Here is a 23518-nt window from a genome sequence, read left to right as displayed (position 1 = left end):
GACTTTGTTCATCCTCCCACATTTTGTATTTCACTCAAGCGAGAACCGCTATAATCAATCAAGCACTGGCGTTGGTGGGCGAATGATGTGCGATCGCTTTTACTCGTGTTACTGTAAATTGGTACGATCGCTATCGCTAACATCATCAAATCTCCTAACGAACCGCGACGAAACCAGCTTGCTGAATTGCCTTTTGCCCCTGGTCAGTTAATAAAAGATTGGCATAAGCATTTCCAATCTGCTGTTCCCGACCTTTATTCTGCTTAATAATCACAGACAAATTAGCAATCATCGGATAGCTGCCATTTTTGATCGCCTGAGTATTTAGCTGGTTGCGCTGACGTGGACACTGTTCAGGCGAAACCATCGGCTCCCGATAGGGGGTAATTAGCTGACCAGAAGTCCGACCCAATGGCAAAGCCTTCACGCTACATTGAAAGACTACTGAACGAGCAGAAGCGTAATACACACCACCAGGGGTTTTACTGAGTTGGCGCACTCCATCTGTAGTAGAGTAGACATACTGCACATTAGAGCCAAATGCTTGCCCTTTCAAGTCGCTGTTGCTAGAGAATATTACTGTATCTGCGTCCTCTGGTCGTTGAGACAAAGGTGTAATGGCTAGGTTTGGCCCACCTACTTGATTCCAGTTAGTAATTTTCCCCAAATAAATCTGCTGTAATTGGTCAACAGTTAAACCAGGCACATTGAGTGATGGATTGACTACCACTGCTATGCCATCCATACCCACCTGACGTTCCTTAAGGGTGAAGCCTCGCTCTTTTGCCATAGCTTGTTCTTCATCTGTAAGGGGACGGGAGGATTGAGCAAAGTCTAGTTTCCCATCAAGCAACATCCGAATGCCGGAGCTAGAACCAGGGCTACCATTAACAGGGTTTACATAGCGTAATTGTAGTTCCGGGCGATCGCTCTGGATCTGAGAATCTACCAATTGCCGGATAGATGCCCAAGCTGTACTGCCTCCGTAGTTAAATGAGGCATTGGGGACATCAGCAACTGTCTGAAAAGTTGATGCAGTACTAGAGACGGTGTTGGAACTTTGATTAGAGGAATTAATGCTGTTGCGGGACAATAAATTCGGCTTAAGTAACCACCAAAGCAGTCCGCCAATAACCATAAGTGTCAGCACTTTACCAATAATCAAACCTCTAAGAAACAGGCCTATTTCACCGTTAATTAAAGCTTTTCTTTGATTTGTATTGTCCATATCTTTTAATGTTGTTTATTCTATTTATCCTACAGGAATCTATAAATATTTAGGTGAAAAGCAAATCTGGAATAAGCTAGTAAATAGCGGATTTTATGATTGCTGGTAAATGATTAAGTCTTTCTCATGTATTAAGGCTCAATTTACGATTGGTAGTCTTTGCAATGGTGGGATTGCTTTTATTAACTCCTCAGTTAGCTACTGATTTAGCTACTTGGCGATTCACCTTAATATTATTGAACCGTGGCTCAACCAATTTTTCTCTAAAATTCTTTAATTGAGTAGGTTGGTTTGGAGGTGATGTACCTGTATTAATAAATGTATAGATTAAAACTAGTACTATTAAACTAGTGATAGCACCAAGCCCTACTCCCAACAGCAAAAGAAAATTTTTATAATTTATAAAATAGCTATCATCAGTGTTTTGGTTTATGCCAGTAGATTGTAAAAACTCTGACAACGCCAGATCAGAATTAAGTGCTTGCAAAGCTTCTGTGGCAGATTGGTAACGCTGGCTATAGCGATCGCAAACCATTGTATCTAAAATATTTGCCAGAGCGTCACTTACCTCTGCCTGATCGCGCCAGAGAACTTCTCCAGTATTGGGATCTTCTTGTAGTTGCTCAGGTATTAAACCTGTTAAAGCTTGAATACCAATCATCCCTACTGCATAGATATCGCTGCAAAGTTTTGGCTTTCCTTTAGCCTGTTCGCTTGGCATATAGCCAGGAGTCCCAACAGAAATTGTTAAGCCTGCTCCTAAAGCACCAATTTTCTTAATACTCCCAAAGTCAATTAGCACAATCTTCTGATCCGAGTGCCGCCGCATTAAATTTTGGGGCTTAATATCCCGGTGAATAATGTTATTTTGGTGGACGAAGCGCAGCACTTCCAGGATCTCTTTTAATAAATTTAAGACTGCATTCTCGCTAAGACGCTGACCTGGTACAATTTCTTGAGTCAATGCATGACCGTCAATAAATTCTTGGACTAAATAGAAATCTCCATCTTCATTAAAATGGGCAAATAGTCTAGGAATTTGGTCGTGGTCATTACCTAGCTGGTATAAAACTTCCGCTTCTCGATCAAATAGGCTTTTAGCGATGGGTAGAACAGCAGGATTGGTATCTTTTGGGTGGAAATGTTTGACGACACAATGGGGCCGTCCTGGTAAATCTAGGTCTACGGCTAAGTAGGTATCACCAGATCCCCCGCTTCCTAAGTGTTTGACAATCTCAAAGCGATTCCGAAGTGTTTTTCTAGCCAGAGAGTATTGATGTTTTTTACGTCTAGCACCTGATAACAAGTAAGTATTACCATATCCTCCGCTTTCTAACAGTTTGACTGTCTCAAAGCGACTTCGGAGTTTTTTTCTAACTAGAGGGTTCTGGCTCATGTGGCGTATACTACTCGTTAATTTACTTACCATTTAGAGCTTGGGTGAGGTGATGAATACTAGCCGCTACATTTGTTGGTATTTGAGGTAGTCAGCTTCTCAGGCGACCTATGCTTTTGAACAGTTTTATGATTAGCTGCTTGATTGCTTCATTTCATCCCTTTATGGGTATCTTAATATAAAAATTTACTTTTGTAGTATTTCTATAATTTTATCACTTAAGTAAATTTAACACTAGTCCCCAGTGGTTATAACTGCCGGCAGACGACAACATTCAGGACGTCAGGATATTTATTTTAAATGTTGGGTCTGATTGCTGACAAAACCTGGAACAGTGGCATTTAAAGGCACAAATATCCTTAGAGTGTCTACCAGAATTGTGTTACCAGATTTTAGCCATTACTAACGGCGATCACTTGTCATATCAACGCAAGTTTGGCAAAACTCAAAAAGAACAACAGCAAGAGCAGGTAAGCTTGGGGGTAAATATCGAGTGATGAATTTTGAGGTAAATAGGTGTAACTTGTCAATTTTTTAGTTATTCAATAGCTTTTACAAAACATCCAACTTTTCCAACCTTTCCTACTTTTTACTTGCGCCTATATTACTTGCAATAACTCAGTTGCATTTAGCAAAACTCATAGTCGAATAAGTCTACGCTGATTTTAATATATTTTTTGTAGCTCTTACTAGGTAAAGGATACAACTGTTTTATAGAAAGTAAAAAACGTTTTAGATAACTTTCCAGATATTTAATCTTCTAGAAACAGTCTCAATACTGCGTAGGTTTTGCCTAAAAAATAACTGCAATGTAGGTTGGGTTTCGTTTCTGAACCCAACATTTTCAAAGATTTGTTGGGTTTCACTTCGTACCCCTACGGGGATCTTGCTACAACCCAACTTACAAATCTTTTTAACAAAGCAGTATTGGAAACAGTTTTAATTTAGATTTTGCTGCCAGCCAAGAGATAAAATAATGTGATTTCAGGGCAGCTAGCTGCAACAGCAGCATTTAATTAATGAAAAAAGCCCCCACTAGGGGGCCTATTAAGTTATCCGCGTGGAATGAACAACTAATAATTAATACTCACAGTAGATACAGTAATCCGAACAAAATAATCCAAATTACATCAACGAAGTGCCAGTAGATTTCGGCTGCTTCAATGCCAAAGTGCTTTTCGTTACTGTAGTGACCCGGTACGCGCGATCGCCACAACACGGCTACAATTGCCAAAACGCCAATAGTAACGTGCAATCCGTGGAAACCAGTCAAAACGTAAAATGCACTAGCAAATAAATTGGTAGTTAAACCAAATTCTAAATGGGTATATTCATATACTTGACCCACCAAGAAGATAGCACCCATTGCAGCCGTAATTGCTAACCAAATCTGGGCACCCCGCGCATCGTTCTTTTTGATAGCAGTATCGGCATTGTGCATGACAAAACTACTAGAAATTAGATTGATGGTGTTGACTCCAGGTAGCAATAGTTCTAACTCTGGGGTACCTGCTGGGGGCCATGCCGGTAAGGTAGCACGGAAAGCCAAATAGGCTCCGAACAACCCCATAAAAATCATCCCTTCAGCAATCAGGAAGACAATTAGCCCAAACATACGATGGTCTGGATGTTCTTCGTGATGACCGACGGACGCTTGTGCCGCGTGGTGATGATTCAGTTCAGTTTTAGCTGGGTCAATAGTTTGACTTTGCATGAATTTTGATAAGTGGGGAATGGGGAATGGGGGGTGAGAGTTAGGAGTTAGGAGTTAGGAGTTAGGAGTTAGGAATTGTCATAACTCATCATTCATAACTCATAACTCTTCACTCCTAACTCTATTTCCGGTCTTCAGGATTAGCAGCAACTGCCGGGTCGGGTTCTGCTCTTAATACTGAGTTTGGGCCAGCAGATAAGACTGGATTGGGATCAGACAAAGGTACACCTTCTTTAGCGTTTTCCAAACCGTAGTCGTAGGGGCCTGTAGCCAGTACTGGAGTTTGATCAAAATTCTCGATCGCAGGTGGTGATGTCGTCATCCACTCTAAGGTCAATGCTCTCCAGGGATTATTACTAGCTTTTTCGCCGTATAACCAACTCCAAATGGCATTGATGATGAAGGGGAATGTCGAAACTGCTAGTATGTAAGCGCCATAAGTGCAGATTTCGTTGAGGAAGGTAAATTTGGGGTCATACTGGGCGATACGGCGGTTCATGCCCATTAATCCCAGCTTGTGCATAGGTAAGAAGGTCATATTTAGACCAACTATTGTTAAGGCAAAGTGAACCTTACCCCAAAATTCGTTCAGCATCCGTCCCGTCATTTTCGGGAACCAATGGTAAATCGCCGCATAAATGCCGAGAACGCTACCACCAAACAGGACGTAGTGCAAGTGTGCCACCACAAAATAGGTATCGTGAACGTGAATATCAAAGGGCACTGCTGCCAACATCACGCCACTGATCCCGCCAATCACAAAGGTGCCAACAAAGCCCATTGCGAACAGCATGGCACTGTTAAGCCGGATTTTCCCACCCCACATGGTTGCTAACCAACTGAATATTTTAATTCCCGTGGGTACGGCAATGATCATGGTGGTGATCATAAAGAACATCCGCAGCCAACCGGGGATACCACTGGTAAACATGTGGTGCGCCCAAACAATTAGCCCCAGAAAGCTAATGGCAAGAGAGGAATAAGCGATCGCTTTATAGCCAAAAATCGGCTTGCGGGAATGCACGGGGATAATTTCTGAAATTGCCCCAAAAAAGGGCAAAATCATAATGTAAACTGCTGGGTGGGAGTAAAACCAGAACATGTGCTGGTATACCACTGGGTCGCCACCCCCAGTCGGGTTAAAAAATGTCGTTCCTGCCAATAAGTCAAAGGCCAGCAGAATTAGACCTGCTGCTAACACTGGCGTAGATACCAGAGTCAGTGCTGAAGTAGCAAACATAGCCCAGCAGAACAAGGGCATTTGGTGAACCCCCATACCAGGAATACGCATCCTGAGCAATGTGACGAGGAAATTGATTGCCCCTAAAATCGATGACGTACCTAGTAGGAGGACGCTCATAATCCAAATTCCCTCACCTACTTGACCTGTTACCAAGCTCAGGGGAGGGTAGGAAGTCCAACCTGCATCCGGTGCATCGCCTACCACTAAACTAGCGATCAACAATAAACCCGCAGGGGGAATCATCCAAAAGGCAACAGCATTCAAGCGCGGAAATGCCATATCCTTTGCCCCAATCATCAAAGGAATGAGGAAGTTAGCAAAACCCGCACCAGCTGGCACGATCCACAAGAAAATCATGATCGTGGCGTGCAGCGTAAATAAGCTGTTGTAAACTTCTGGGGTGACGAAATCAACTTCTGGGGTTCGCAGTTCTGTACGAACCAAGTCAGCCATCACGCCACCGATACAGTAAAAAATGAATGTAGTGACTAGGTATTGAATCCCAATCACCTTATGGTCGGTGTTGAAACTAAAATAGTCTTGCCATTTTCTCATCCCTGGCTCCTCAACAAGAGCAGGGGCGTTGGCAGTTTCTTGCACTTGAGCTTGGGTCATTTGTCATTTGTCCTTTGTCACTTGTCCTTTGTCACTTGTCCTTTGTCACTTGTCCTTTGTCCTTTGTCATTTGTATAAGTACTAATGACCAGTGACTAATGACTAATGATTAATGACCAATGACTATTTGTGAACTTGATGGAGGATTTCTGGCTGAATTCCCATATCCTTGGTGTAAGGGGCGAGAAATTCATTTGGGGATAGATTCGCAGGGTTAACAGCAACGGCTTGATTTAGTGTTTCTTTGCTGGCAACTAGTTGTTCTTGCACCCATTTGTCAAAGGCTTCTTCTGGCTCAACGACTACTGTTGCTCTCATCGCACCGTGGTAGGGGCCACAAAGTTCAGCACAGATTAGGGTATAATCTCCTGCTTTCCTGGGGGTGAAACGAATCTCACTTTGCCTACCAGGGATCGCATCTTGTTTCAGGCGGAACTCTGGCACCCAGAAGGCGTGGATGACATCGTTGGCTGTCATATTGATTTCCACTTCACGCCCGATGGGGACGTGCATTTCACCTGTAGTTATACCAGTTTCAGGATAGGTGAAAATCCAGGCATATTGTAGACCAGTGACATTGACCTGTAATCCTGCTGGTTTGCCTGCTTTATCAGGAGTTCCCCCAATTGTCGGAGCAACACTACCGACACCAGGAGCATTCCGCAGTTGGGGAATTTGGTCAGCATTACGAACTTCTGCCGTAGCTGGGTCTTGCATTGCCTCATCAGATTTTTCTTGATTGAGGTTGGGTTCGGTGCTGGGAGGAGTATCGTTTAAAGTTGCTGCCATAGCACTTCCAGGCATTGCCATCGACTCCTGATTCATCGGCGCTTGATGGATAGCATGGGGATCAAAGCCACCGATTTCGTTGTAGACATCAAAGCTGTAAACAGAAATACCGATAACGATAATTGCTGGGATCGCCGTCCAGAGAATTTCTAAAGGTACATTGCCCTCAACTGGTAGGCCGTCTTCATTATCACCTGCACGCCGACGGTATTTAAATGCAGAGTAAATTAAAATACCTTCTACGAGCAGGAATATACCTGTAGAAATGACCATCATCGCGTTGAACAGACCATCCACCAATACAGCTTCATCTGTGGCTGCTGCTGGCAACAGTCCGTGATTTTGACCGTACCAAAGGCTGGCGAGCGTTAGCACGATGCCAATGAGTAATGTCCAGATTGAACTTGGAATCTTCACGGCTTACTTAATTGAATTTACTACGTTATCTTAAAGCTGCTCACTTACTAAGGTAGTCTAGGCTGTCAGACATAGGGGACAAAGGTCTGAAATTTTTATTAATTTTTTTGGCTATTTCATTAATTTTGAGTATGAGTTTACTATCATACAACGCCAAAAATAGATGTGAATCAGTAAAAAAATTTAAGGAAAAATTTAGAATGTTTAAATTAATTGTGATTAATTAATTTTTGACATCTTGAAAAATACCTAAAGCTTCAGGCAAAACCTTTCTAGAGTGATTCAAAGTATAAGTGAGTGCTAATCTATAAAACCTTAGCCTATACGCTAGGGTGAAGATAGGACGCTAAAAGAAAATTGAAAATTTTAAGAGAGCCACCAAGAACGGGCAGAAGGTATCATTCATGAGCGAATTTGTCCTACAACAACAAAATGAAGCGGCGCTTCAGCAGCAAAAGCCCAAGGAAATGATTCGTCGCTTGGTGTGGAAAATATGCATAGCCACCTTAATTTTGATGGCAATAGGCAGTGCCACCCGCGTGATGAATGCTGGACTTGCTTGCCCAGACTGGCCCTTATGCTATGGCGAACTGGTGCCAGCCAAGCAAATGAATCTCCAAGTGTTTTTGGAGTGGTTTCACAGATTGGATGCAGCTTTAATTGGTGTAAGCGCGATCGCACTCTTCGGCTTGTCCTGGTGGCATCGTCGTTTCTTACCCAGATGGCTACCTTGGGCATCCACATTCGCCCTGTTTTTAATTGTCTTCCAAGGTATCTTGGGGGGACTCACCGTTACCGAACTGTTGCGGTTTGATATCGTTACCGCTCACTTAGGAACGGCGCTGTTGTTTTTTACCACTCTCCTGATTATCGGTACAGCACTCACCCCCTATCAGGGGAATGGAACCGTTGGTAAGTTGCCTTGGGTCGGTTTAACTGCTGCTGTTCTGGTTTACCTGCAAAGTCTGCTAGGTGCTTTGGTAGGTTCTCGCTGGGCGCTACACCAATGCCTCGGCGGTTCTCAACTTTGTACTGTAATGTACAGCCATATTGCTGGTTTGGTGCCGCCTTCCTTGGCAACCTTGGCAATGGTATTTATCTGTTGGCGGACACCAGCACTACATCCAGCCTTGCGGCGACTGGCAAATATGGCTGGTGGGTTGTTGATCTTACAAATCTTGTTGGGATTCGCCACTTTCAAATTACATCTCCAAGTCGAGCCTCTCACCGTCTCTCACCAAGCTATAGGAGCAGCTTTGCTGGGTACTTTGGTGGCTTTCACAGTTCTCGCACTGCGTGACTCAGTTAGTGCTGAGTCACGAGTGCTGAGTGCTGAATAGGGAATGGGGCATTAGGCATTGGGCATTAGGCATTGGGTATTGGGTATGGGGCATGGGGCATTGGTCAATAATTAATAGTTCTTCTCCTCCTGCTCCCCCTGCTTCCTCTGCTCCCCACTCCCTACTAAACGATGAAAGCCGCAACGGCGAGTATTGCGACCCACGCAGGTGCAGAAAATCTGTGTTTTGATTTGCCTGAAAGAGCCAGCTTGAGCGGGGGCTGCATATAAGTTGTTGAAAAATAAGGAACCAGAGCCAAAATGATTGAGACTAATGTCTCTCGCCACCACGAAACATTTCTACAGGTAATTCAAAGTTACTACCAGCTGACGAAGCCTCGGATTATTCCGTTACTTTTGATTACTACAGCTGGGAGTATGTGGATTGCTGCTAAGGGAGAAGTAGATCCATTGCTGTTGCTAGTAACTCTCACTGGTGGCACCTTGGCGGCTGCAAGCGCCCAGACGATTAACTGTGTCTATGACCGGGATATTGATTATGACATGGAGCGGACGCGCCATCGTCCGATACCTTCCGGTAAGGTGCAGCCGCGCGATGCTCTAATTTTTGCGATCGCACTGGCGACAATTTCCTTTACACTTTTGGCAGTATTTGCCAACCTGTTAGCCGCGCTGCTAGCCTTCTCTGGCATCGTTTTTTATATTCTGGTTTATACCCACTGGCTGAAACGCCACAGTACCCAAAATATTGTCATTGGTGGGGCCGCTGGAGCAATTCCGGCGTTAGTGGGTTGGGCTGCTGTCACGGGCACATTAAGCTGGTCAGCATGGTTAATTTTTGCCATCGTCTTTTTGTGGACACCACCCCATTTCTGGGCTTTAGCTCTGATGATTCGGGACGATTACGCAAAAGTTGGGATACCAATGCTACCTGTGATTGAAGGTGATACGGCAACCGTGCGGCAGATTTGGTACTATACGCTGATCACTGTAGTTGCAACCCTGTTATTGGTTTATCCTTTGGGTGCAAGTGGAATTCTTTATGCTGCGATCGCTGTAATTCTGGGAGGATTATTTATCCACAAATCTTGGCGTTTGTTGCAAAATCCAGAAGATCGCGCTGTAGCTAAAGAGTTGTTTCTCTTTTCCATCTCCTACATGATGCTGTTGTGTCTGGGGATGGTAGTTGATAGTCTTCCCGTTACCCATAATCTAATTAGTGCGGTAAGTAATCATCTGCATTTTATTGGTTAGGGGATGCAAAATTTAGCGATCGCGTTGGTAAAAGGGCGCGATCGCATTTTCATAAATTAAAAAATATACATAATAATTAGAATTTGGCGGATTTGCGATTAAAAGTAAAATTTCAGTCATAGGCAAATTGATCAAAAAGCTAAATGTTGACAAATTACATTCGTACAGCATTGCACAAAGCAATTTACGAGTTGCTTGAGGATGGAACTTTTTATAGCGAAATTCCAGAATGTCAAGGAGTTTGGGCAAACGCTGCAACACTAGAAGCTTGCCGAGAAGATTTGCAAGATGCTCTTGAAGGATGGATTATTTTAGGATTGCGTTTGGGTCATACTCTACCGATACTTGATGGTGTTGATCTGAATTTCTCCAAAAAGGTCGCCTAATGCCACCCTTTGGATCGATTAATCGGCCGGATCTGATTCGTTATCTGAAAGATGCAGGTTTTGATGGCCCTTACCCAGGTGGTAAACATCAATACATGGTGAAAGGTGAATTAAAGCTGACAATTCCCAATCCACATCAGGGAGACATCAGCCCAAGCTTATTAAATAGAATATTACGTCAAGCTAATGTAAGCAGAGATGAGTGGGAAGCGTTATAAATTATATGCCTGAACGCTCATGAGACAATAATCTCTTGTATGATCGCGCCAGGGGCTAACTCAATTGATTCCGGCTGTAAATACAATTGAATTGCTTGTTTAATATTTTCCAAAACTTCTTCTTCAGTTTCTCCTGTTGAAGTACAGCCAGGTAACTCTGGACACCATACAGCCCAATCGCCTGTTTCTAGGTCTGATTTAAGAATCACGCGCCATTTCATAGCTTATCCTTTGGGATGTAATTATTCTAAATCGGGAACTGCAATGTCTACGATGGTCTACGCCTATCTATCTCTAATCAGGGATTTGAACAACTGGAATTAGAACAGTAAAGCATATTTAGGAATATATCAGCAGATAGTGTCTATGTTCAGTTTTCCCATTTTCTGCTTACTGGGTTTTACGAGTCTTTATATTTTTGAGCAGATTTATTTCTAGCGGCGGCTACAGTCTCAAGTTACTTTTGCTAGCGTAGTGATATAAGGTTTATCGCTTTCCAGGAAGCACCTGGAAACAAAAGGATTAATATGGCTCATTTAAATCAGCGTCGTCCCCAAAATGTCAACGGCGATTTTTATGTAGATACTACCTGTATTGATTGTGATACCTGTCGCTGGATGGCTCCTGAAGTATTTTATGATGTAGATGACCAATCGGCTGTTTATCATCAACCATTGAATGAGGCGGAAAGATTAGCAGCACTGGAAGCACTTTTATCTTGTCCTACTAGTTCTATTGGCACAGTTGATAAACCAAAAGATATCAAAGTAGCTCAAGAAAAGTTTCCAATATTAGTAGCGGAAAATGTTTACCACTGCGGCTATCATTCTGAAAAATCTTACGGTGCTGCTAGCTATTTAATTCAGCTTCCAGAAGGTAATATTTTGGTGGATTCTCCCCGGTTTACGCCGCCTTTAGTCAAGCGTTTAGAAGAACTGGGGCCAATTCGTTATATGTACTTAACTCATAAGGATGATGTGGCAGATCATCAAAAATTTGCCGAGCATTTTCAATGCGATCGCATCCTCCATGCTGATGATATTACTGCGGATACTCGCAATGTAGAAATACAGCTAACTGGTTTTGAACCATTTGCCTTGACTCCAGATTTATTAATTATCCCAGTTCCCGGTCATACCAAAGGACAAACTGTTTTACTCTACAAAAATAAGTTTCTGTTCACTGGCGATCATCTGGCTTGGTCAGAAAGCTTGCATCAACTGGCTGCATTCCGCGATTTCTGCTGGTATTCTTGGTCAGAACAGACTAAATCAATGCGTAACTTGGCTAATTACTCTTTTGAGTGGGTGCTACCAGGTCATGGGCGAAGGTTTCATGCTGATCGCGAAACCATACGCCAGCAGATGCACAAGTGTATTGAGTTGATGGAATCTTTGAATTGACCAAATAATTCATAATTATTCGGTTATATGGCAAAACCCACGAAAACCTAACCCCCTAACCCCCTTCCCGACACGGGAAGGGGGAAAATTCAAAGTCTCTCTCCTTTAAGGCTACGGTGTACACACAAGTACTTTCGTTCAGAATACAAGTACTTTCGTTCAGAACACAAGTACTTTCGTTCAGAACACAAGTACTTTCGTTCAGAACACAAGTCTTTTCATTCAGAACACAAGTCTTTTCATTCAGAACACAAGTACTTTCATTCAGAACACAAGTCTTTTTTGAGCTTTTGAGGGAATGAAACAGCTTTGCTTTTCGAGAGGGGTTGGGGAGATTAAAAGTCTGGGGAGCCACTGCACTCTAAAAGACTTGTGTTTACACGGTAGGCTTTAAGGAGAAAGATTTAGAGAGAGGTTATATTGCATACAAACCAGCGATCGCTATAACCTGGATTTTAACACCCTTTTAACCAAACACGGATTATGAAAAAGCTGATCAACAAGCCAGAAGACTTTGTGCGGGAAAGTCTAGAAGGTATGGCGGCGGCTCATTCCGATTTAATTAAACTGAACTACCATCCAACTTTTGTCTATCGAGCCAATGCACCTATTCCGGGTAAAGTAGCAATTATTTCTGGTGGTGGCAGTGGACATGAACCAATGCACGCTGGCTTCGTAGGCAGAGGAATGCTTGATGCAGCTTGTCCTGGCGAGGTTTTCACTTCACCTACTCCTGACCAAATGCTAGAAGCAGCCAAACAAGTAGATGGAGGCTCTGGTATCCTTTATATCGTCAAAAATTACAGTGGCGATGTCATGAACTTTGAGATGGCAACAGAGTTAGCCCGTAGTGAAGGCATTCGATCGCTAAATATTTTGATTGATGACGATGTAGCAGTCAAGGATAGCCTCTATACCCAAGGACGGCGGGGTGTAGGAACAACAATACTGGCGGAAAAAATTTGTGGTGCAGCCGCAGAGATGGGGTATGATTTGCCACAATTAGCAAATTTATGTCGCCGAGTAAATCTGAATGGGCGGAGTATGGGAATTGCTCTAACATCTTGTACAGTCCCCGCTAATGGAACCCCAACATTTGAATTGAGCGATCGCGAAATTGAATTAGGTATCGGTATCCACGGGGAACCAGGAACAGAACGTACAGCAATCAAATCAGTAGATGAAATCACCGAAATTTTAACGCGATCGCTCCTTGAAGATGCAGCATACAGCCGCACACTGCGCGAGTGGGATGAAAACAAGGGAGAATGGGTAGATGTAGAACTGATAAATCTACCATTTGCCAAAGGCGATCGCTTATTAGCTTTTGTCAATAGTATGGGTGGCACTCCGGTTTCCGAACTGTATATTGTTTACCGCAAACTCGCCCAAATCTGCGAACAGCAAGGATTGCAAATTGTGCGAAACTTGATTGGGCCTTACATTACATCTCTAGAAATGCAAGGTTGCTCCATTACCCTGCTGAAATTAGATGATGAGATGATCCGGCTATGGGATGCACCAGTAAAAACGCCAAGTTGGCACTGGGGAATTTGATAATTATGAATTACGAATTATTTTGATATGGTGAGTCAGGCGCAGATATTACAATGGTTGCACGCATTTGCAGCCGAGATAGAGGAAAATAAAGCATATTTGACAGAATTAGATGCTGCGATCGGAGATGCTGACCACGGGATCAATATGGATCGCGGCTTCAAAAAGGTAAGCGCTCAGTTACCAATTCTTACAGACAAGGACATCAGCAACATTCTCAAAACCGTCAGTATGACCTTGATTTCTTCCATTGGCGGTGCTAGTGGCCCTCTTTATGGCACCTGGTTTTTGCGAGCCAGTACAGCAGTCGTTGGTAAGCAAGAATTAACAGAACAAGATGTGTTAGGGCTACTCCAAGCAGGCTTAGACGGCGTGCTGCAACGTGGCAAAGCGCAACTAGGAGATAAAACAATGTTGGATGTGCTATCTCCGGCTGTAGCCGCTTTTGGGCAAGCTGTAGCAGAAAGTAAGGAAACGCTAGAAGCTATGCAACAGGCTGTAGCAGCAGCCCAAAGGGGGTTGCAAGAAACTATACCCATGCAGGCGAGAAAGGGACGGGCTAGCTACCTGGGAGAACGGAGTATCGGACATCTAGATCCAGGAGGGACTTCTGCTTATTTGATGTTGAAAAGTTTGTTATGGGTGTTGGAAAGTTCTGGGGAATAACGCTGGCTGTATCAAAGGGATAAATGGCTCACTACAAACGTTTCCACAAGCTAGTACCGCAAGGCGGAAGTCACGCATTCACGCATTCGACCCATTCAAAAGTATTGAATAATTCAGAATCCAGAGAGAACTCTCTTGCGCGGCTTTTGCTGCTCAAAAGTTCAAAGAATCAGAATCACTCTTCTTAGGAAATTGGGATCACCCACTTCGTCGTAAGGGAGTTTATCGTAGACATCGCCTAAAAATTCAAACTTATCTAATTATCTGATTGACAGCAGATATACTCTGGATGCGCCATTTACCTTGTTCTCGAATCAAATCATATTGAACTCGCAAATTCTCGCTAAAAGACTTTTGAAACTGACCATTTTCATATAACTGCTTCGCTTCCTTAACCATAGCTTTCACCACGGCACGATCTGCAAATAAATCACTTTTATCTATAGATTCTATCTTCAGACTATGGTCGTACTTGTAGTAGCTATTTTCTGACCTATACTGTTCACCAGTCTGGCGCGATTGAGACAAAGCTGAACCAGTTAAAATCTGCTCTAAATTATTAATCTCATGATTCGGCCCGAAAGCTTCAGCTTTGGTAGATAGCCAAATCTGAATGACTTCCTCTGCGATTGCATTTGTTAGAGGGCCTTGTGCTGATTCTGGTTTACTATTTGGATCAGGAATAGATATTGGTGGTTGATTTATCTCTACAAACAACTCTGAATCACGTACAGGTGGTGTAGGAAAAAACAGATTTTTTAACCATCCAAAAGTTGTTGTGGCTACCACCCAGAGAACTAATAGACTCACCAAAGAAATAAACACTCTCCAGACCAGCCGTGTTTTTCCTTCGATAGTGTTAGCAAAAGTTCGCCGCCGCCGGGGACGACGAGACTGAGGACGATTATCTGGTAGACGCTCTCGGCTAGCAGATGGAGTAGGTTTTCTTTGCCTACGCTTTTGTTTATGACCGGGCGTAGCACTTTTAGCTGAACCGTTTAAATGCTGATTAGTGCCTCTACTCATCCGTTCAGCAGCAGGAACATCTGATTTTACACTTGCAGATGAATTCCACATAGGTGGTGATAAGTTTGGATATTCAGACGTTTCTTTTCTTGAGGTTTTTGGCAAATCTGGGTCAGGTGTTCTGCTGTAATTAAATTGCTCTGAAGTCCTAGTTGAATTGTTGTGGAAAGGAGGATTATTTGTCTTGGGCTGAGGAAAATACTGAGGGTTAATTACAGCCCATTCATTAGTTGTTTCTGCATCCGTTGGCAGTGCTTCTAAATAAGCTTGCACCTGTTGGTTAGCAAAGTAATCTTTTAGAAAAGCTTGCTGGTTGGCTAAATCTCTAAAATGGGGAAATACTTCGTGTTGCAACCACTCTTCTGCATAAAGACACAGCCCCGGTAACAAATCTGGAGAGTCTTGAGATTTTTCCCGAATAAAAGCTAAAGCTTCGTACTCCTGACTAAGTTCTAAAACACGAGTTGCTTCTTCAGTTTGTCCCAAGAGTAATGCACATAGCGACTGTTCTAAATGTACATCTTGGCGCTTGCCCAAACGGATAAGCATTTGCCTTGCTTGACGAATTAAAGCAGGTTGCCGTTGAGCAAATCCCCGTGCTATCAAGGCATAAACAGCCAAGTAAGTGGCAACAGCAGAAGGACGTTTGCTTTGAGCTTCAAATAACTTGTGCTGTTCTGCGACTGTTAAGTGGTTGCGTAACTGCTGGATAAATCGCAGAAAATCATCTATATTTAAACCAGATTCATCATTGTTCGTGCCATCAATGCCACCACGATCTTCTAAAAGGGTTTGCAATAATTCCAAGCCTTGGCGTCGTTCGGCAGTTTTTTCTTGAGGTAGCGCTAACAACTCCAAAATTCGATATGGTCGCAATTTGTAAAGATCCGCCTGAATTTCTGCCTGTACAGTGGTGAACAACCCTTCACGTACTAGTAGTTCTTGACCAGTTTCTAGGGATATGGCGGCATTTTCGTAGTGACCTTGCTGCCACTGTTCACGACCTAATTCGAGACAAGCCAGGGCAACAGTAAGAATAACATCTGGATGTTCAGCGCTTTCGTATATTTCTTCGTCTGCTAAATTATTACTTTTTCTTACACTTTTAGCACCATTTTTATTTATCAGGTATGGACGACCTAGTTTCAATACAAGCTCGTATTCGCCCAACTCTTGCAAAATTAATAAAGCGCCAACTAATTCGTCTTGGCTAATTTCGATGCCCAGACTCTGGGTGTCGCTACCCCTTTTGGTGCTTTCTGGACGATTTTCCTTTGCTACTGCGGCAGCAGCAAGGTTATCAGGGTCATAGGCGTGGGCAAGATAGAGATGATCGTAGGTACTGCGTTGTTTTGGATCTGATAAAACCACGTAAGCTTCTTCTATGAGTTGTTTACGAGAAGAAATTGCTGCCTGAGAATACTCACGTCGGGGCAATTGTACAATGCGATCGCTATATGCCTGCCGCAATTGTTCATCACTTGCCGCCAACGGTAGTCCTAAAATTCGGTAGTAATCTAGCGGAATTCGCACAGCCTACTTCCCCTGCACCGTGATCAACATAATTCACCTAGAGCGTTCCAGGCCTGTAAAACCGTGCCATAACAATGCCGTATAGAATTTACTCTACAAGTGTATATTGCAACAACTTGTGTTGTACCTTCCCGAAATTTTGAGTCACATTCTAGTACTAATTTTTTGCTTTCGCCTAAAAAGCCTCAATTGTTTGTCTTAATTCTTAGTATTTTTGTTTAACACAACTATTATCAGCCTTCGATAGCACAAACCACAACTACCGCTTTTAATCACGGCATAATTGTTGTGGTTGCAAGAATCGATTGATGATTGATTTTTTCGGGACTTTCCCACTAGTACCGCAAGGCGGAAGTCAAAAGTCACTCATGCTTTAATTTTGGGCTTTCTGGCTGTAATGAAATAGTAGGTTAATTTCCAAAGACCTGTACTATGAGGTCAATAAAATACCACTATTGGAGGTATTACCCTGATAACTAGAGAAAAAATAATATCATAATTTATCTTTAATTACAATTACCTATTTGGGGATATAGATTTTTGCCCCCTTTTTTTTAAATTGTTAATGAATATGCAGAAAGCAGTCTATGTTGATTGCTAGTCTATGAAGGGGAATATTTAGGAGTACTGAGTGCTGAGTTCTGAGTAAGAAGTAATGAGTAAGACGTAGTACTTGTGAATCTTTTCACTCAGTACTTACTACTCGTAACTGATTTGATGCCTAATCGGTCTAATTTTACTTTTTACTCAGCACTGGCTCAACGCCTCGCTATCGCTAACGGTACTCAGCACTGTTTCCGTGAAAGAGAAAAACTCAAAGCGGCAGATGTTGCCCTTAGAGTCAAATCCTCACGGGACATGGGCTGAAAAGTTAAAAATCAAAAAATTAAAAATTCAGCTATTCCCTAAGACCCTTTTTTGGTGCATAAATAAAGTTTGATTGTTGAGTCTTGCAAACGCTAGCCTGTTAAAAGCTGAGGTGTTATCAGACCAACTTATTTAAGACCGTAAGTTTAAGTACAACAGGGATACTCAAAAATAATGGTTCAAGAGCGTACTTTACCCACATTTAATCCTGCTACTACGCACATTACTAAGGAAGAAGGATTACGGTTGTATGAGGACATGGTGTTAGGACGCTTGTTTGAAGACAAGTGCGCTGAAATGTACTACAGGGGCAAAATGTTTGGTTTTGTCCATTTGTACAACGGTCAAGAAGCCGTTTGCAGTGGTGTTGTGCAGTCAATGCGACCGGGTGAAGATTACGTTTGTAGTACTTACCGCGACCACGTTCATGCTCTGAGTGCGGGTGTACCAGCAAAAGAGGTAATGGCAGAATTATTTGGCAAAGCCACAGGTTGCAGCAAAGGGCGCGGTGGTTCCATGCACATGTTTTCTGCCGAACATCGCTTGCTGGGTGGCTACGCTTTTGTGGCTGAGGGAATTCCTGTGGCAGCTGGAGCGGCTTTTCAAAGCAAATACCGCCGCGAAGTGCTAGGAGATAAAAATGCTGACCAAGTGACAGCTTGCTTTTTTGGCGACGGTGCAGCTAACAATGGTCAGTTTTTCGAGACGCTAAATATGGCAGCCCTCTGGAAACTACCAATTCTTTTTGTAGTCGAAAATAATAAGTGGGCCATTGGTATGTCTCACGAACGAGCCACTTCCCAGCCAGAGATTTATAAAAAAGCCAGTGTATTTAACATGGTGGGTGTGGAAGTCGATGGTATGGATGTACTGGCAGTCCGAGCCGTAGCCCAAGAAGCTGTAGCCCGTGCCCGCGCAGGTGAAGGCCCAACATTAATTGAGGCGCTTACCTACCGCTTCCGGGGTCACTCCTTGGCTGACCCAGATGAAATGCGAAGCAAAGCGGAAAAAGAATTTTGGTTCGCCCGTGACCCAATTAAGAAGTTGGCAGCTTATTTGCTGGAGCAAAACCTGGCGGATGAGAGAGAAATCAAAGCAATTGATCGTAAAATTCAGGATGTAATCGACGAAGCGGTTAAATTTGCCGAAAGCAGCCCTGAACCAGACCCCAGCGAGTTATATCGTTTCGTGTTTGCAGAAGACGAATAAATTTTGGGGATTGGGGACTGGGGACTGGGGACTGGGAAAGAGTTATTTTAATCCCTAATCCCCAATCCCTAATCCCCAATCCTCAATCCCTAATCCCCAATCCCCAATCCCAGGACTAAAATTTGTGTTTAGCATTGCAGTTCAAAAGCAACAGTACAAGACCTACATTCTTTCTGACGAAGGCGCTGGTTCTCAATTAGATGTCGTACCAGAACGTGGTGGTATCATCACCCGTTGGCGTATTCAAGGGCAAGAAATTTTCTATCTAGACACTGAACGCTTTACTCATCCTGAGTTGAGTGTCAGAGGTGGGAATCCAATTTTATTTCCTATTTGTGGCAATCTACCAGATAATACTTACACTCACAACGGGCAACAATATACTCTTAAACAACACGGTTTTGCCCGTGAATTGCCGTGGTCAGCAACAGAACAAAAAACTGGAGATAAAGCTAGTCTCACTGTTGTTCTTGATAGCAATGAGCAAACCTTGGCAGTTTATCCTTTTGATTTTCAGCTGGCTTTCACCTACGAACTTCAAGGTAATACCCTAGAAGTTCGCCAGCAGTATAAAAACTTGTCATCCACACCAATGCCTTTTTCGGCCGGTTTCCATCCCTACTTTCTGTGTGGTGATAAAACTCAGTTAGAGTTTGAAATTCCCTCTAAGCAGTATCAAGACAATCAAACTAAGGAAATTCACTCTTTTGACGGCAATTTTGACTTTAACCGTGATGAAATTGATTTTGCCTTTGGACAGTTAACGAGTCAATCAGCCACTGCTATAGATCGCAGCCGGAAGTTAAAACTCACTTTGGATTATGATGATTTCTCTACTTGGCTGGTATTTTGGACAGTCAAAGGCAAAGAATTCTACTGTCTAGAACCGTGGAGTGCCACCCGTAACTCTCTCAATACTGGTGATAACCTGACTGTGTTAGCACCAGGAGCTAGCCATACAGCATCTATAAGGTTGACCGCTAATTTTTTCTAAACCCCTTTACAAATCTACAGATATCTATGCTATGATGGCAAAGTTGCGAAATGCAGCGAAAGGGTCGCTAACTCAACGGTAGAGTACTCGGCTTTTAACCGATTAGTTCCGGGTTCGAATCCCGGGCGACCCATATAAAAGTTTAAAAAATACTCGCTGAAGCTTTTGAGATGAGCGCAGAGGCGAGTTTTATTGTTAGTAAAATTTTGTGAATGCGATCGCTCTGGGGAATAAAAAATCAGATGAGCGATCGCTTTTCGCTGAAGATAAAAGAAAGATTACAGATTAATTTAAATTACTAAGTTTTCAGCCTATTTCAGTAATTTTACGGCTACTTTAGGGCGGGCTGAATGTGAATAACTGAATTTGAGCTTTTCAATTGGAAGTAACAGACAGATGCAGGCGAATTTGAGTAAAAAGCTTTTATTTCCTTAGCAGGTCTGGAAACTCAGAATGCATATTTACTGATGTTGGCTGTTAAATATGGCTTAAAAACCCAAATTTTGTATATAAGTATACTATACAAAAATCAGAAAAACTTAAATGTTAATCCTTTAATACTTAAGGGAATACTAATTAAAGTTGTGTAAGGCTGACTCTTTTCCTTTTATAGGAACAAAAAAAAGAGTATTTAGAATGCACAATAGTCAAAAATTTGGGTATGCCCTTTATTTATTAATTTAGGTAGTAAACTAGTATGGGAAACTTGATAAACGAGCAAGCCCAAGAAGCTTTGTTTCGCCTAGCAGCAATTGTGGAGTCCTCTGAGGATGCTATTATCAGCAAAACCTTAGATGGAGTGATTGTTAGCTGGAATCTTGGCGCAGAAAGAATATTTGGCTATAAGGAAAAAGAAGTACTTGGTCAACATGGGACAATACTTATTCCTACTGATCGCATCAACGAGGAAGCCCAAATTATTCAGAAATTGAGGCAAGGAGAACGAGTTGAACACTTTGAAACCGTGCGTCAACACAAAGATGGGACACTGATTGATATCTCACTGACAATTTCTCCAATTAAAAATTCGATAGGTACAATCATTGGTATCTCCAAAATTGCTCGTAATATCAGTCATAGTAAACAAGTTGAAAAAGCCTTGCGAGAGTCAGAAGCTCAACTGCGTCAGAAAGCAATTGAGCTGGAAAGTACCTTACTTGAACTGAAGCGAATGCAGACTCAGCTAGTGCAAAATGAGAAAATGTCTAGTTTAGGGCAGTTAGTCGCTGGGGTAGCGCATGAAATTAATAACCCAGTGAACTTCATCTATGCCAACCTCATGCCTGCCAATGAGTATACTCAAGACCTATTAAAACTGCTGCGGTTGTATCAAAAGCATTATCCCACGCCAGTGACGGAAATCCAGCAGAAAAGCAAGGAGATCGACCTAGATTTCCTGCTAGAAGATTTGCCCAAGTTACTTTCCTCAATGGAAGTTGGAGCAGTCCGGATTCAAACGATTGTGGGATCTTTACGGAACTTCTCCCGTATGGACGAAGCTGAGATCAAACAGGTGAACATCCATGAGGGCATTGATAGTACGCTGATGATTTTGCAGCATCGCCTGAAAGGCAAGTCTGACCGCGAAATTAAAGTGGTTAAGAATTATGGCAACCTGCCGTTGGTTGAGTGCAAAGCTTCTCAACTGAACCAGGTATTTATGAATATCATTTGCAATGCAATCGATGCCCTTGAAGAACGAGACCAAAAGCTCACTTTTGAGGAAATTGAGCAACAGCCCAGTCAAATTCGGATTTTTACTCAAATGCTTGATTCACATCAGGTACAGATTCGGATTGCAGATAACGGTCAAGGTATCCCAAAAATCGCTCAAGAACAATTATTTGACCCATTCTTTACCACTAAGCCAGTTGGCAAGGGGACTGGATTGGGGTTGTCTATCAGCTACCAGATTGTGACTGAGAAGCATAATGGCTCATTGCGGTGCCATTCCATACCCAGTCAGGAAACCGAGTTTGTGATTGAGATCCCGATTCGACAGACTGTTTAAACAATGTTTCATAAATTTAGGTATCTAATCTTACTTTAGTGCAAAACTTTTCGGTCTACTGAATTTGAATACTTATAAAGAGCGATCGCTGATCATTCATTTAGGCGTTTAGGAAATGCGATTGCTTTTAATTTGAATTGAGATTTTGCAGATGGTTTAAGTGCGATCGCACTTGCGTAGCGTCTTCGCACAAAAGTGTTCCCAACCGTTGTAGGCGATCGCCTTTAGTGAGCAATCTAGGATACAGAGTTACCAAAGCCTTTAAACGTGGCGTAACTTACCATACAGTAGAATAGGTGAAATATAAGGCATGTTTATGAACAGGCATGTTTATGAACGATGGCGTAAACTTTTTCAACATAGACACACGACACTAGTTATAATTTCCTATAAGTTGAAAAAACTCTTAAGATTTAGCGTAATAATTACGCTTCTCTCACACCGACTAGCTGACAACCACATTAGGAGGACTATCTATGGCGCTTGTACCACTGCGGCTGCTGTTGGATCATGCAGCTGAAAACGGTTACGGCATCCCAGCTTTCAACGTTAACAATTTGGAGCAGATTCAGGCGATCCTGAAGGCTGCTGTCGAGACAGATAGCCCCGTAATTTTACAAGCTTCACGCGGCGCTCGTAATTATGCAGGAGAAAACTTTCTCCGCCACTTGATTTTGGCAGCAGTAGAAACCTATCCTCACATTCCCATTGTCATGCACCAAGATCATGGTAATGCGCCTGCTACCTGCTACTCAGCAATTAAGAACAACTTCACCAGCGTGATGATGGATGGTTCTTTAGAAGCTGATGCTAAGACCCCCGCTAGCTTCGAGTACAACGTTAATGTTACCCGCGAAGTTGTAAATGTAGCTCATGCTCTAGGTGTCAGCGTTGAAGGCGAACTCGGTTGTTTGGGTTCTCTAGAAACTGGTGCTGGTGAAGCTGAAGATGGTCACGGGTTTGAGGGTACACTCGACCACTCGCAACTGCTAACCGACCCCGATGAAGCTGTTGACTTCGTAGAAGCAACCCAAGTAGATGCTTTGGCTGTTGCCATTGGCACAAGCCACGGTGCTTACAAGTTTACCCGCAAGCCGACTGGGGAAATTTTGGCAATCAGCCGCATTGAAGAAATTCACCGCCGTTTGCCCAACACCCACTTGGTAATGCATGGTTCATCCTCTGTACCAGAAGATTTACTGGCGCTAATTAACCAGTATGGTGGTGCAATTCCTGAAACCTACGGTGTACCTGTAGAAGAAATCCAAAAAGGGATCAAGAGCGGTGTACGTAAAGTAAATATTGACACCGACAACCGTTTGGCTATTACTGCTGCTGTACGTGAAGCTTTGGCTAAAAAACCAGAGGAATTTGACCCCCGTCACTTCCTCAAGCCTTCTATTACATACATGCAGAAGGTTTGTGCTGAACGCTATCAGCAATTTGGCACAGCTGGCAACGCCAGCAAGATTAAGCAAATTTCTTTGGAAGATTTTGCTGCTAAGTATGCTAAAGGTGAACTCAACGTTGTTACCAAGGCAGCTGCTAAAGTTTAATTTTGACAACAAATAAGTAGGGGCATAGTGCTGCTATGCTCCTAAAAAACTGATAATTTTAATGTTGGCAGAAACCGGGTAACCACCCGGTTTTTTGTTGTATTCATAAAGGCTGGGAATGGGGAATGGGGAATGG

General features: G+C 42.9%; 21 protein-coding genes and 1 tRNA gene. 13 read left to right on the top strand and 9 right to left on the bottom strand.

All coding sequences use genetic code 11. The features are described 5' to 3' along the window. Positions 1-8: 8 nt before the first annotated feature. The 6 genes from ACFFAP_RS18705 to ACFFAP_RS18680 form a co-directional block, all read right to left on the bottom strand. A complete protein-coding gene (locus ACFFAP_RS18705; RefSeq protein WP_375512605.1) occupies positions 9-146 on the bottom strand; it encodes a hypothetical protein in 138 nt (45 codons plus the stop codon). A gap of 8 nt (positions 147-154) precedes the next feature. After that, complete coding sequence (locus tag ACFFAP_RS18700; RefSeq protein ID WP_375512604.1) at positions 155-1228, bottom strand: PstS family phosphate ABC transporter substrate-binding protein; 1074 nt, start codon at positions 1226-1228, stop codon at positions 155-157. A gap of 190 nt (positions 1229-1418) precedes the next feature. Next, positions 1419-2624 (bottom strand): protein kinase, encoded by a 1206-nt coding sequence (locus ACFFAP_RS18695; protein ID WP_375512603.1) that lies wholly within the window; start codon positions 2622-2624, stop codon positions 1419-1421. 1087 nt (positions 2625-3711) lie between these two features. Continuing rightward, complete coding sequence (locus ACFFAP_RS18690; protein WP_375512602.1) at positions 3712-4338, bottom strand: heme-copper oxidase subunit III; 627 nt, start codon at positions 4336-4338, stop codon at positions 3712-3714. A 121-nt stretch (positions 4339-4459) separates the two neighbouring features. Further along, complete coding sequence (gene ctaD / locus ACFFAP_RS18685) at positions 4460-6196, bottom strand: cytochrome c oxidase subunit I (RefSeq protein ID WP_375512601.1); 1737 nt, start codon at positions 6194-6196, stop codon at positions 4460-4462. 123 nt (positions 6197-6319) lie between these two features. Continuing rightward, the gene (locus ACFFAP_RS18680; protein WP_375512600.1) at positions 6320-7402 is read right to left on the bottom strand and encodes a cytochrome c oxidase subunit II; all 1083 of its coding nucleotides are present in this window, start codon (positions 7400-7402) and stop codon (positions 6320-6322) included. A 404-nt stretch (positions 7403-7806) separates the two neighbouring features. Here ACFFAP_RS18680 and ACFFAP_RS18675 point away from each other — a divergent pair, with 404 nt between their 5' ends. The 4 genes from ACFFAP_RS18675 (at position 7807) to ACFFAP_RS18660 (ending at position 10560) form a co-directional block, all read left to right on the top strand. Further along, complete coding sequence (locus tag ACFFAP_RS18675) at positions 7807-8742, top strand: heme A synthase (RefSeq protein WP_375512599.1); 936 nt, start codon at positions 7807-7809, stop codon at positions 8740-8742. Between the two features lie 260 nt (positions 8743-9002). Then, positions 9003-9956, top strand: coding sequence for a heme o synthase (locus ACFFAP_RS18670; protein ID WP_375512598.1), 954 nt, complete (start codon positions 9003-9005; stop codon positions 9954-9956). A gap of 143 nt (positions 9957-10099) precedes the next feature. Beyond that, positions 10100-10342, top strand: a complete 243-nt coding sequence (locus tag ACFFAP_RS18665) for a type II toxin-antitoxin system HicB family antitoxin (RefSeq protein WP_375512597.1) — start codon at positions 10100-10102, stop codon at positions 10340-10342. Next, on the top strand, positions 10342-10560 hold the full coding sequence (locus ACFFAP_RS18660; RefSeq protein ID WP_375512596.1) for a type II toxin-antitoxin system HicA family toxin: 219 nt from the start codon (positions 10342-10344) through the stop codon (positions 10558-10560). Before ACFFAP_RS18665 ends, ACFFAP_RS18660 begins: the two co-directional genes overlap by 1 nt. A 17-nt stretch (positions 10561-10577) precedes the next feature. Here the strand turns inward: ACFFAP_RS18660 and ACFFAP_RS18655 are convergent, their stop codons facing one another. Beyond that, positions 10578-10781, bottom strand: a complete 204-nt coding sequence (locus ACFFAP_RS18655; protein ID WP_375512595.1) for a type II toxin-antitoxin system HicB family antitoxin — start codon at positions 10779-10781, stop codon at positions 10578-10580. Positions 10782-11087: 306 nt separating this feature from the next. Between ACFFAP_RS18655 and ACFFAP_RS18650 the strand changes: the two genes are divergently transcribed. From ACFFAP_RS18650 to dhaL, 3 genes are all read left to right on the top strand, one after another. Then, positions 11088-11963 carry an MBL fold metallo-hydrolase gene (locus ACFFAP_RS18650; protein WP_375512594.1) on the top strand — a complete coding sequence of 292 codons (876 nt, stop codon included), beginning with the start codon at positions 11088-11090 and terminating at the stop codon, positions 11961-11963. A gap of 483 nt (positions 11964-12446) precedes the next feature. After that, positions 12447-13520, top strand: coding sequence for a dihydroxyacetone kinase subunit DhaK (gene dhaK, locus ACFFAP_RS18645; protein WP_375512593.1), 1074 nt, complete (start codon positions 12447-12449; stop codon positions 13518-13520). A 27-nt stretch (positions 13521-13547) separates the two neighbouring features. Beyond that, positions 13548-14186, top strand: coding sequence for a dihydroxyacetone kinase subunit DhaL (gene dhaL / locus ACFFAP_RS18640; RefSeq protein ID WP_375512592.1), 639 nt, complete (start codon positions 13548-13550; stop codon positions 14184-14186). A gap of 252 nt (positions 14187-14438) precedes the next feature. Here dhaL and ACFFAP_RS18635 read toward each other — a convergent pair whose 3' ends face one another. Next, entirely contained in the window at positions 14439-16745 is a 2307-nt protein-coding gene (locus ACFFAP_RS18635) for an IMS domain-containing protein (protein ID WP_375512591.1), read from the bottom strand. A 717-nt stretch (positions 16746-17462) separates the two neighbouring features. On the opposite strand from ACFFAP_RS18635, the gene ACFFAP_RS18630 reads away from it, so the two are divergent. The 5 genes from ACFFAP_RS18630 to ACFFAP_RS18610 all read left to right on the top strand — a co-directional run bounded on the left by ACFFAP_RS18630 (position 17463) and on the right by ACFFAP_RS18610 (position 21826). Next, positions 17463-17612, top strand: coding sequence for a hypothetical protein (locus tag ACFFAP_RS18630; protein ID WP_375512590.1), 150 nt, complete (start codon positions 17463-17465; stop codon positions 17610-17612). Positions 17613-17786: 174 nt separating this feature from the next. Beyond that, a complete protein-coding gene (gene pdhA, locus ACFFAP_RS18625; RefSeq protein ID WP_375512589.1) occupies positions 17787-18821 on the top strand; it encodes a pyruvate dehydrogenase (acetyl-transferring) E1 component subunit alpha in 1035 nt (344 codons plus the stop codon). Between the two features lie 124 nt (positions 18822-18945). Then, positions 18946-19815, top strand: a complete 870-nt coding sequence (locus ACFFAP_RS18620) for an aldose epimerase (protein ID WP_375512588.1) — start codon at positions 18946-18948, stop codon at positions 19813-19815. 61 nt (positions 19816-19876) lie between these two features. After that, a tRNA-Lys gene (locus tag ACFFAP_RS18615) sits at positions 19877-19948 on the top strand. A 564-nt stretch (positions 19949-20512) separates the two neighbouring features. Beyond that, a complete protein-coding gene (locus tag ACFFAP_RS18610) occupies positions 20513-21826 on the top strand; it encodes a sensor histidine kinase (protein WP_375512587.1) in 1314 nt (437 codons plus the stop codon). A 127-nt stretch (positions 21827-21953) separates the two neighbouring features. Here the strand turns inward: ACFFAP_RS18610 and ACFFAP_RS18605 are convergent, their stop codons facing one another. Further along, the gene (locus ACFFAP_RS18605; protein WP_375512586.1) at positions 21954-22082 is read right to left on the bottom strand and encodes a hypothetical protein; all 129 of its coding nucleotides are present in this window, start codon (positions 22080-22082) and stop codon (positions 21954-21956) included. A gap of 220 nt (positions 22083-22302) precedes the next feature. On the opposite strand from ACFFAP_RS18605, the gene fba reads away from it, so the two are divergent. After that, entirely contained in the window at positions 22303-23382 is a 1080-nt protein-coding gene (fba, locus tag ACFFAP_RS18600) for a class II fructose-bisphosphate aldolase (RefSeq protein WP_100898838.1), read from the top strand. Positions 23383-23518: the final 136 nt, after the last annotated feature.

Origin of the sequence: uncultured Nostoc sp. (genome assembly GCF_964245575.1) — a bacterium.
Taxonomy (GTDB): Bacteria; Cyanobacteriota; Cyanobacteriia; order Cyanobacteriales; family Nostocaceae; genus Nostoc.
This window is presented reverse-complemented; position numbering and strand designations above follow the sequence as displayed.

Bases quoted from the DNA above. Each gene is read 5' to 3' on its own strand.
- ACFFAP_RS18655 (WP_375512595.1), bottom strand. From the start codon at position 10,781: ATGAAATGGCGCGTGATTCTTAAATCAGACCTAGAAACAGGCGATTGG.
- ctaD (WP_375512601.1), bottom strand. From the start codon at position 6,196: ATGACCCAAGCTCAAGTGCAAGAAACTGCCAACGCCCCTGCTCTTGTT.
- ACFFAP_RS18700 (WP_375512604.1), bottom strand. From the start codon at position 1,228: ATGGACAATACAAATCAAAGAAAAGCTTTAATTAACGGTGAAATAGGC.
- ACFFAP_RS18660 (WP_375512596.1), top strand. From the start codon at position 10,342: ATGCCACCCTTTGGATCGATTAATCGGCCGGATCTGATTCGTTATCTG.
- dhaK (WP_375512593.1), top strand. From the start codon at position 12,447: ATGAAAAAGCTGATCAACAAGCCAGAAGACTTTGTGCGGGAAAGTCTA.
- ACFFAP_RS18610 (WP_375512587.1), top strand. From the start codon at position 20,513: ATGGGAAACTTGATAAACGAGCAAGCCCAAGAAGCTTTGTTTCGCCTA.
- ACFFAP_RS18665 (WP_375512597.1), top strand. From the start codon at position 10,100: ATGTTGACAAATTACATTCGTACAGCATTGCACAAAGCAATTTACGAG.
- ACFFAP_RS18705 (WP_375512605.1), bottom strand. From the start codon at position 146: ATGATGTTAGCGATAGCGATCGTACCAATTTACAGTAACACGAGTAAA.
- fba (WP_100898838.1), top strand. From the start codon at position 22,303: ATGGCGCTTGTACCACTGCGGCTGCTGTTGGATCATGCAGCTGAAAAC.
- dhaL (WP_375512592.1), top strand. From the start codon at position 13,548: ATGGTGAGTCAGGCGCAGATATTACAATGGTTGCACGCATTTGCAGCC.
- ACFFAP_RS18690 (WP_375512602.1), bottom strand. From the start codon at position 4,338: ATGCAAAGTCAAACTATTGACCCAGCTAAAACTGAACTGAATCATCAC.
- ACFFAP_RS18675 (WP_375512599.1), top strand. From the start codon at position 7,807: ATGAGCGAATTTGTCCTACAACAACAAAATGAAGCGGCGCTTCAGCAG.
- ACFFAP_RS18650 (WP_375512594.1), top strand. From the start codon at position 11,088: ATGGCTCATTTAAATCAGCGTCGTCCCCAAAATGTCAACGGCGATTTT.
- ACFFAP_RS18670 (WP_375512598.1), top strand. From the start codon at position 9,003: ATGATTGAGACTAATGTCTCTCGCCACCACGAAACATTTCTACAGGTA.
- ACFFAP_RS18695 (WP_375512603.1), bottom strand. From the start codon at position 2,624: ATGAGCCAGAACCCTCTAGTTAGAAAAAAACTCCGAAGTCGCTTTGAG.
- ACFFAP_RS18630 (WP_375512590.1), top strand. From the start codon at position 17,463: ATGCCTAATCGGTCTAATTTTACTTTTTACTCAGCACTGGCTCAACGC.
- pdhA (WP_375512589.1), top strand. From the start codon at position 17,787: ATGGTTCAAGAGCGTACTTTACCCACATTTAATCCTGCTACTACGCAC.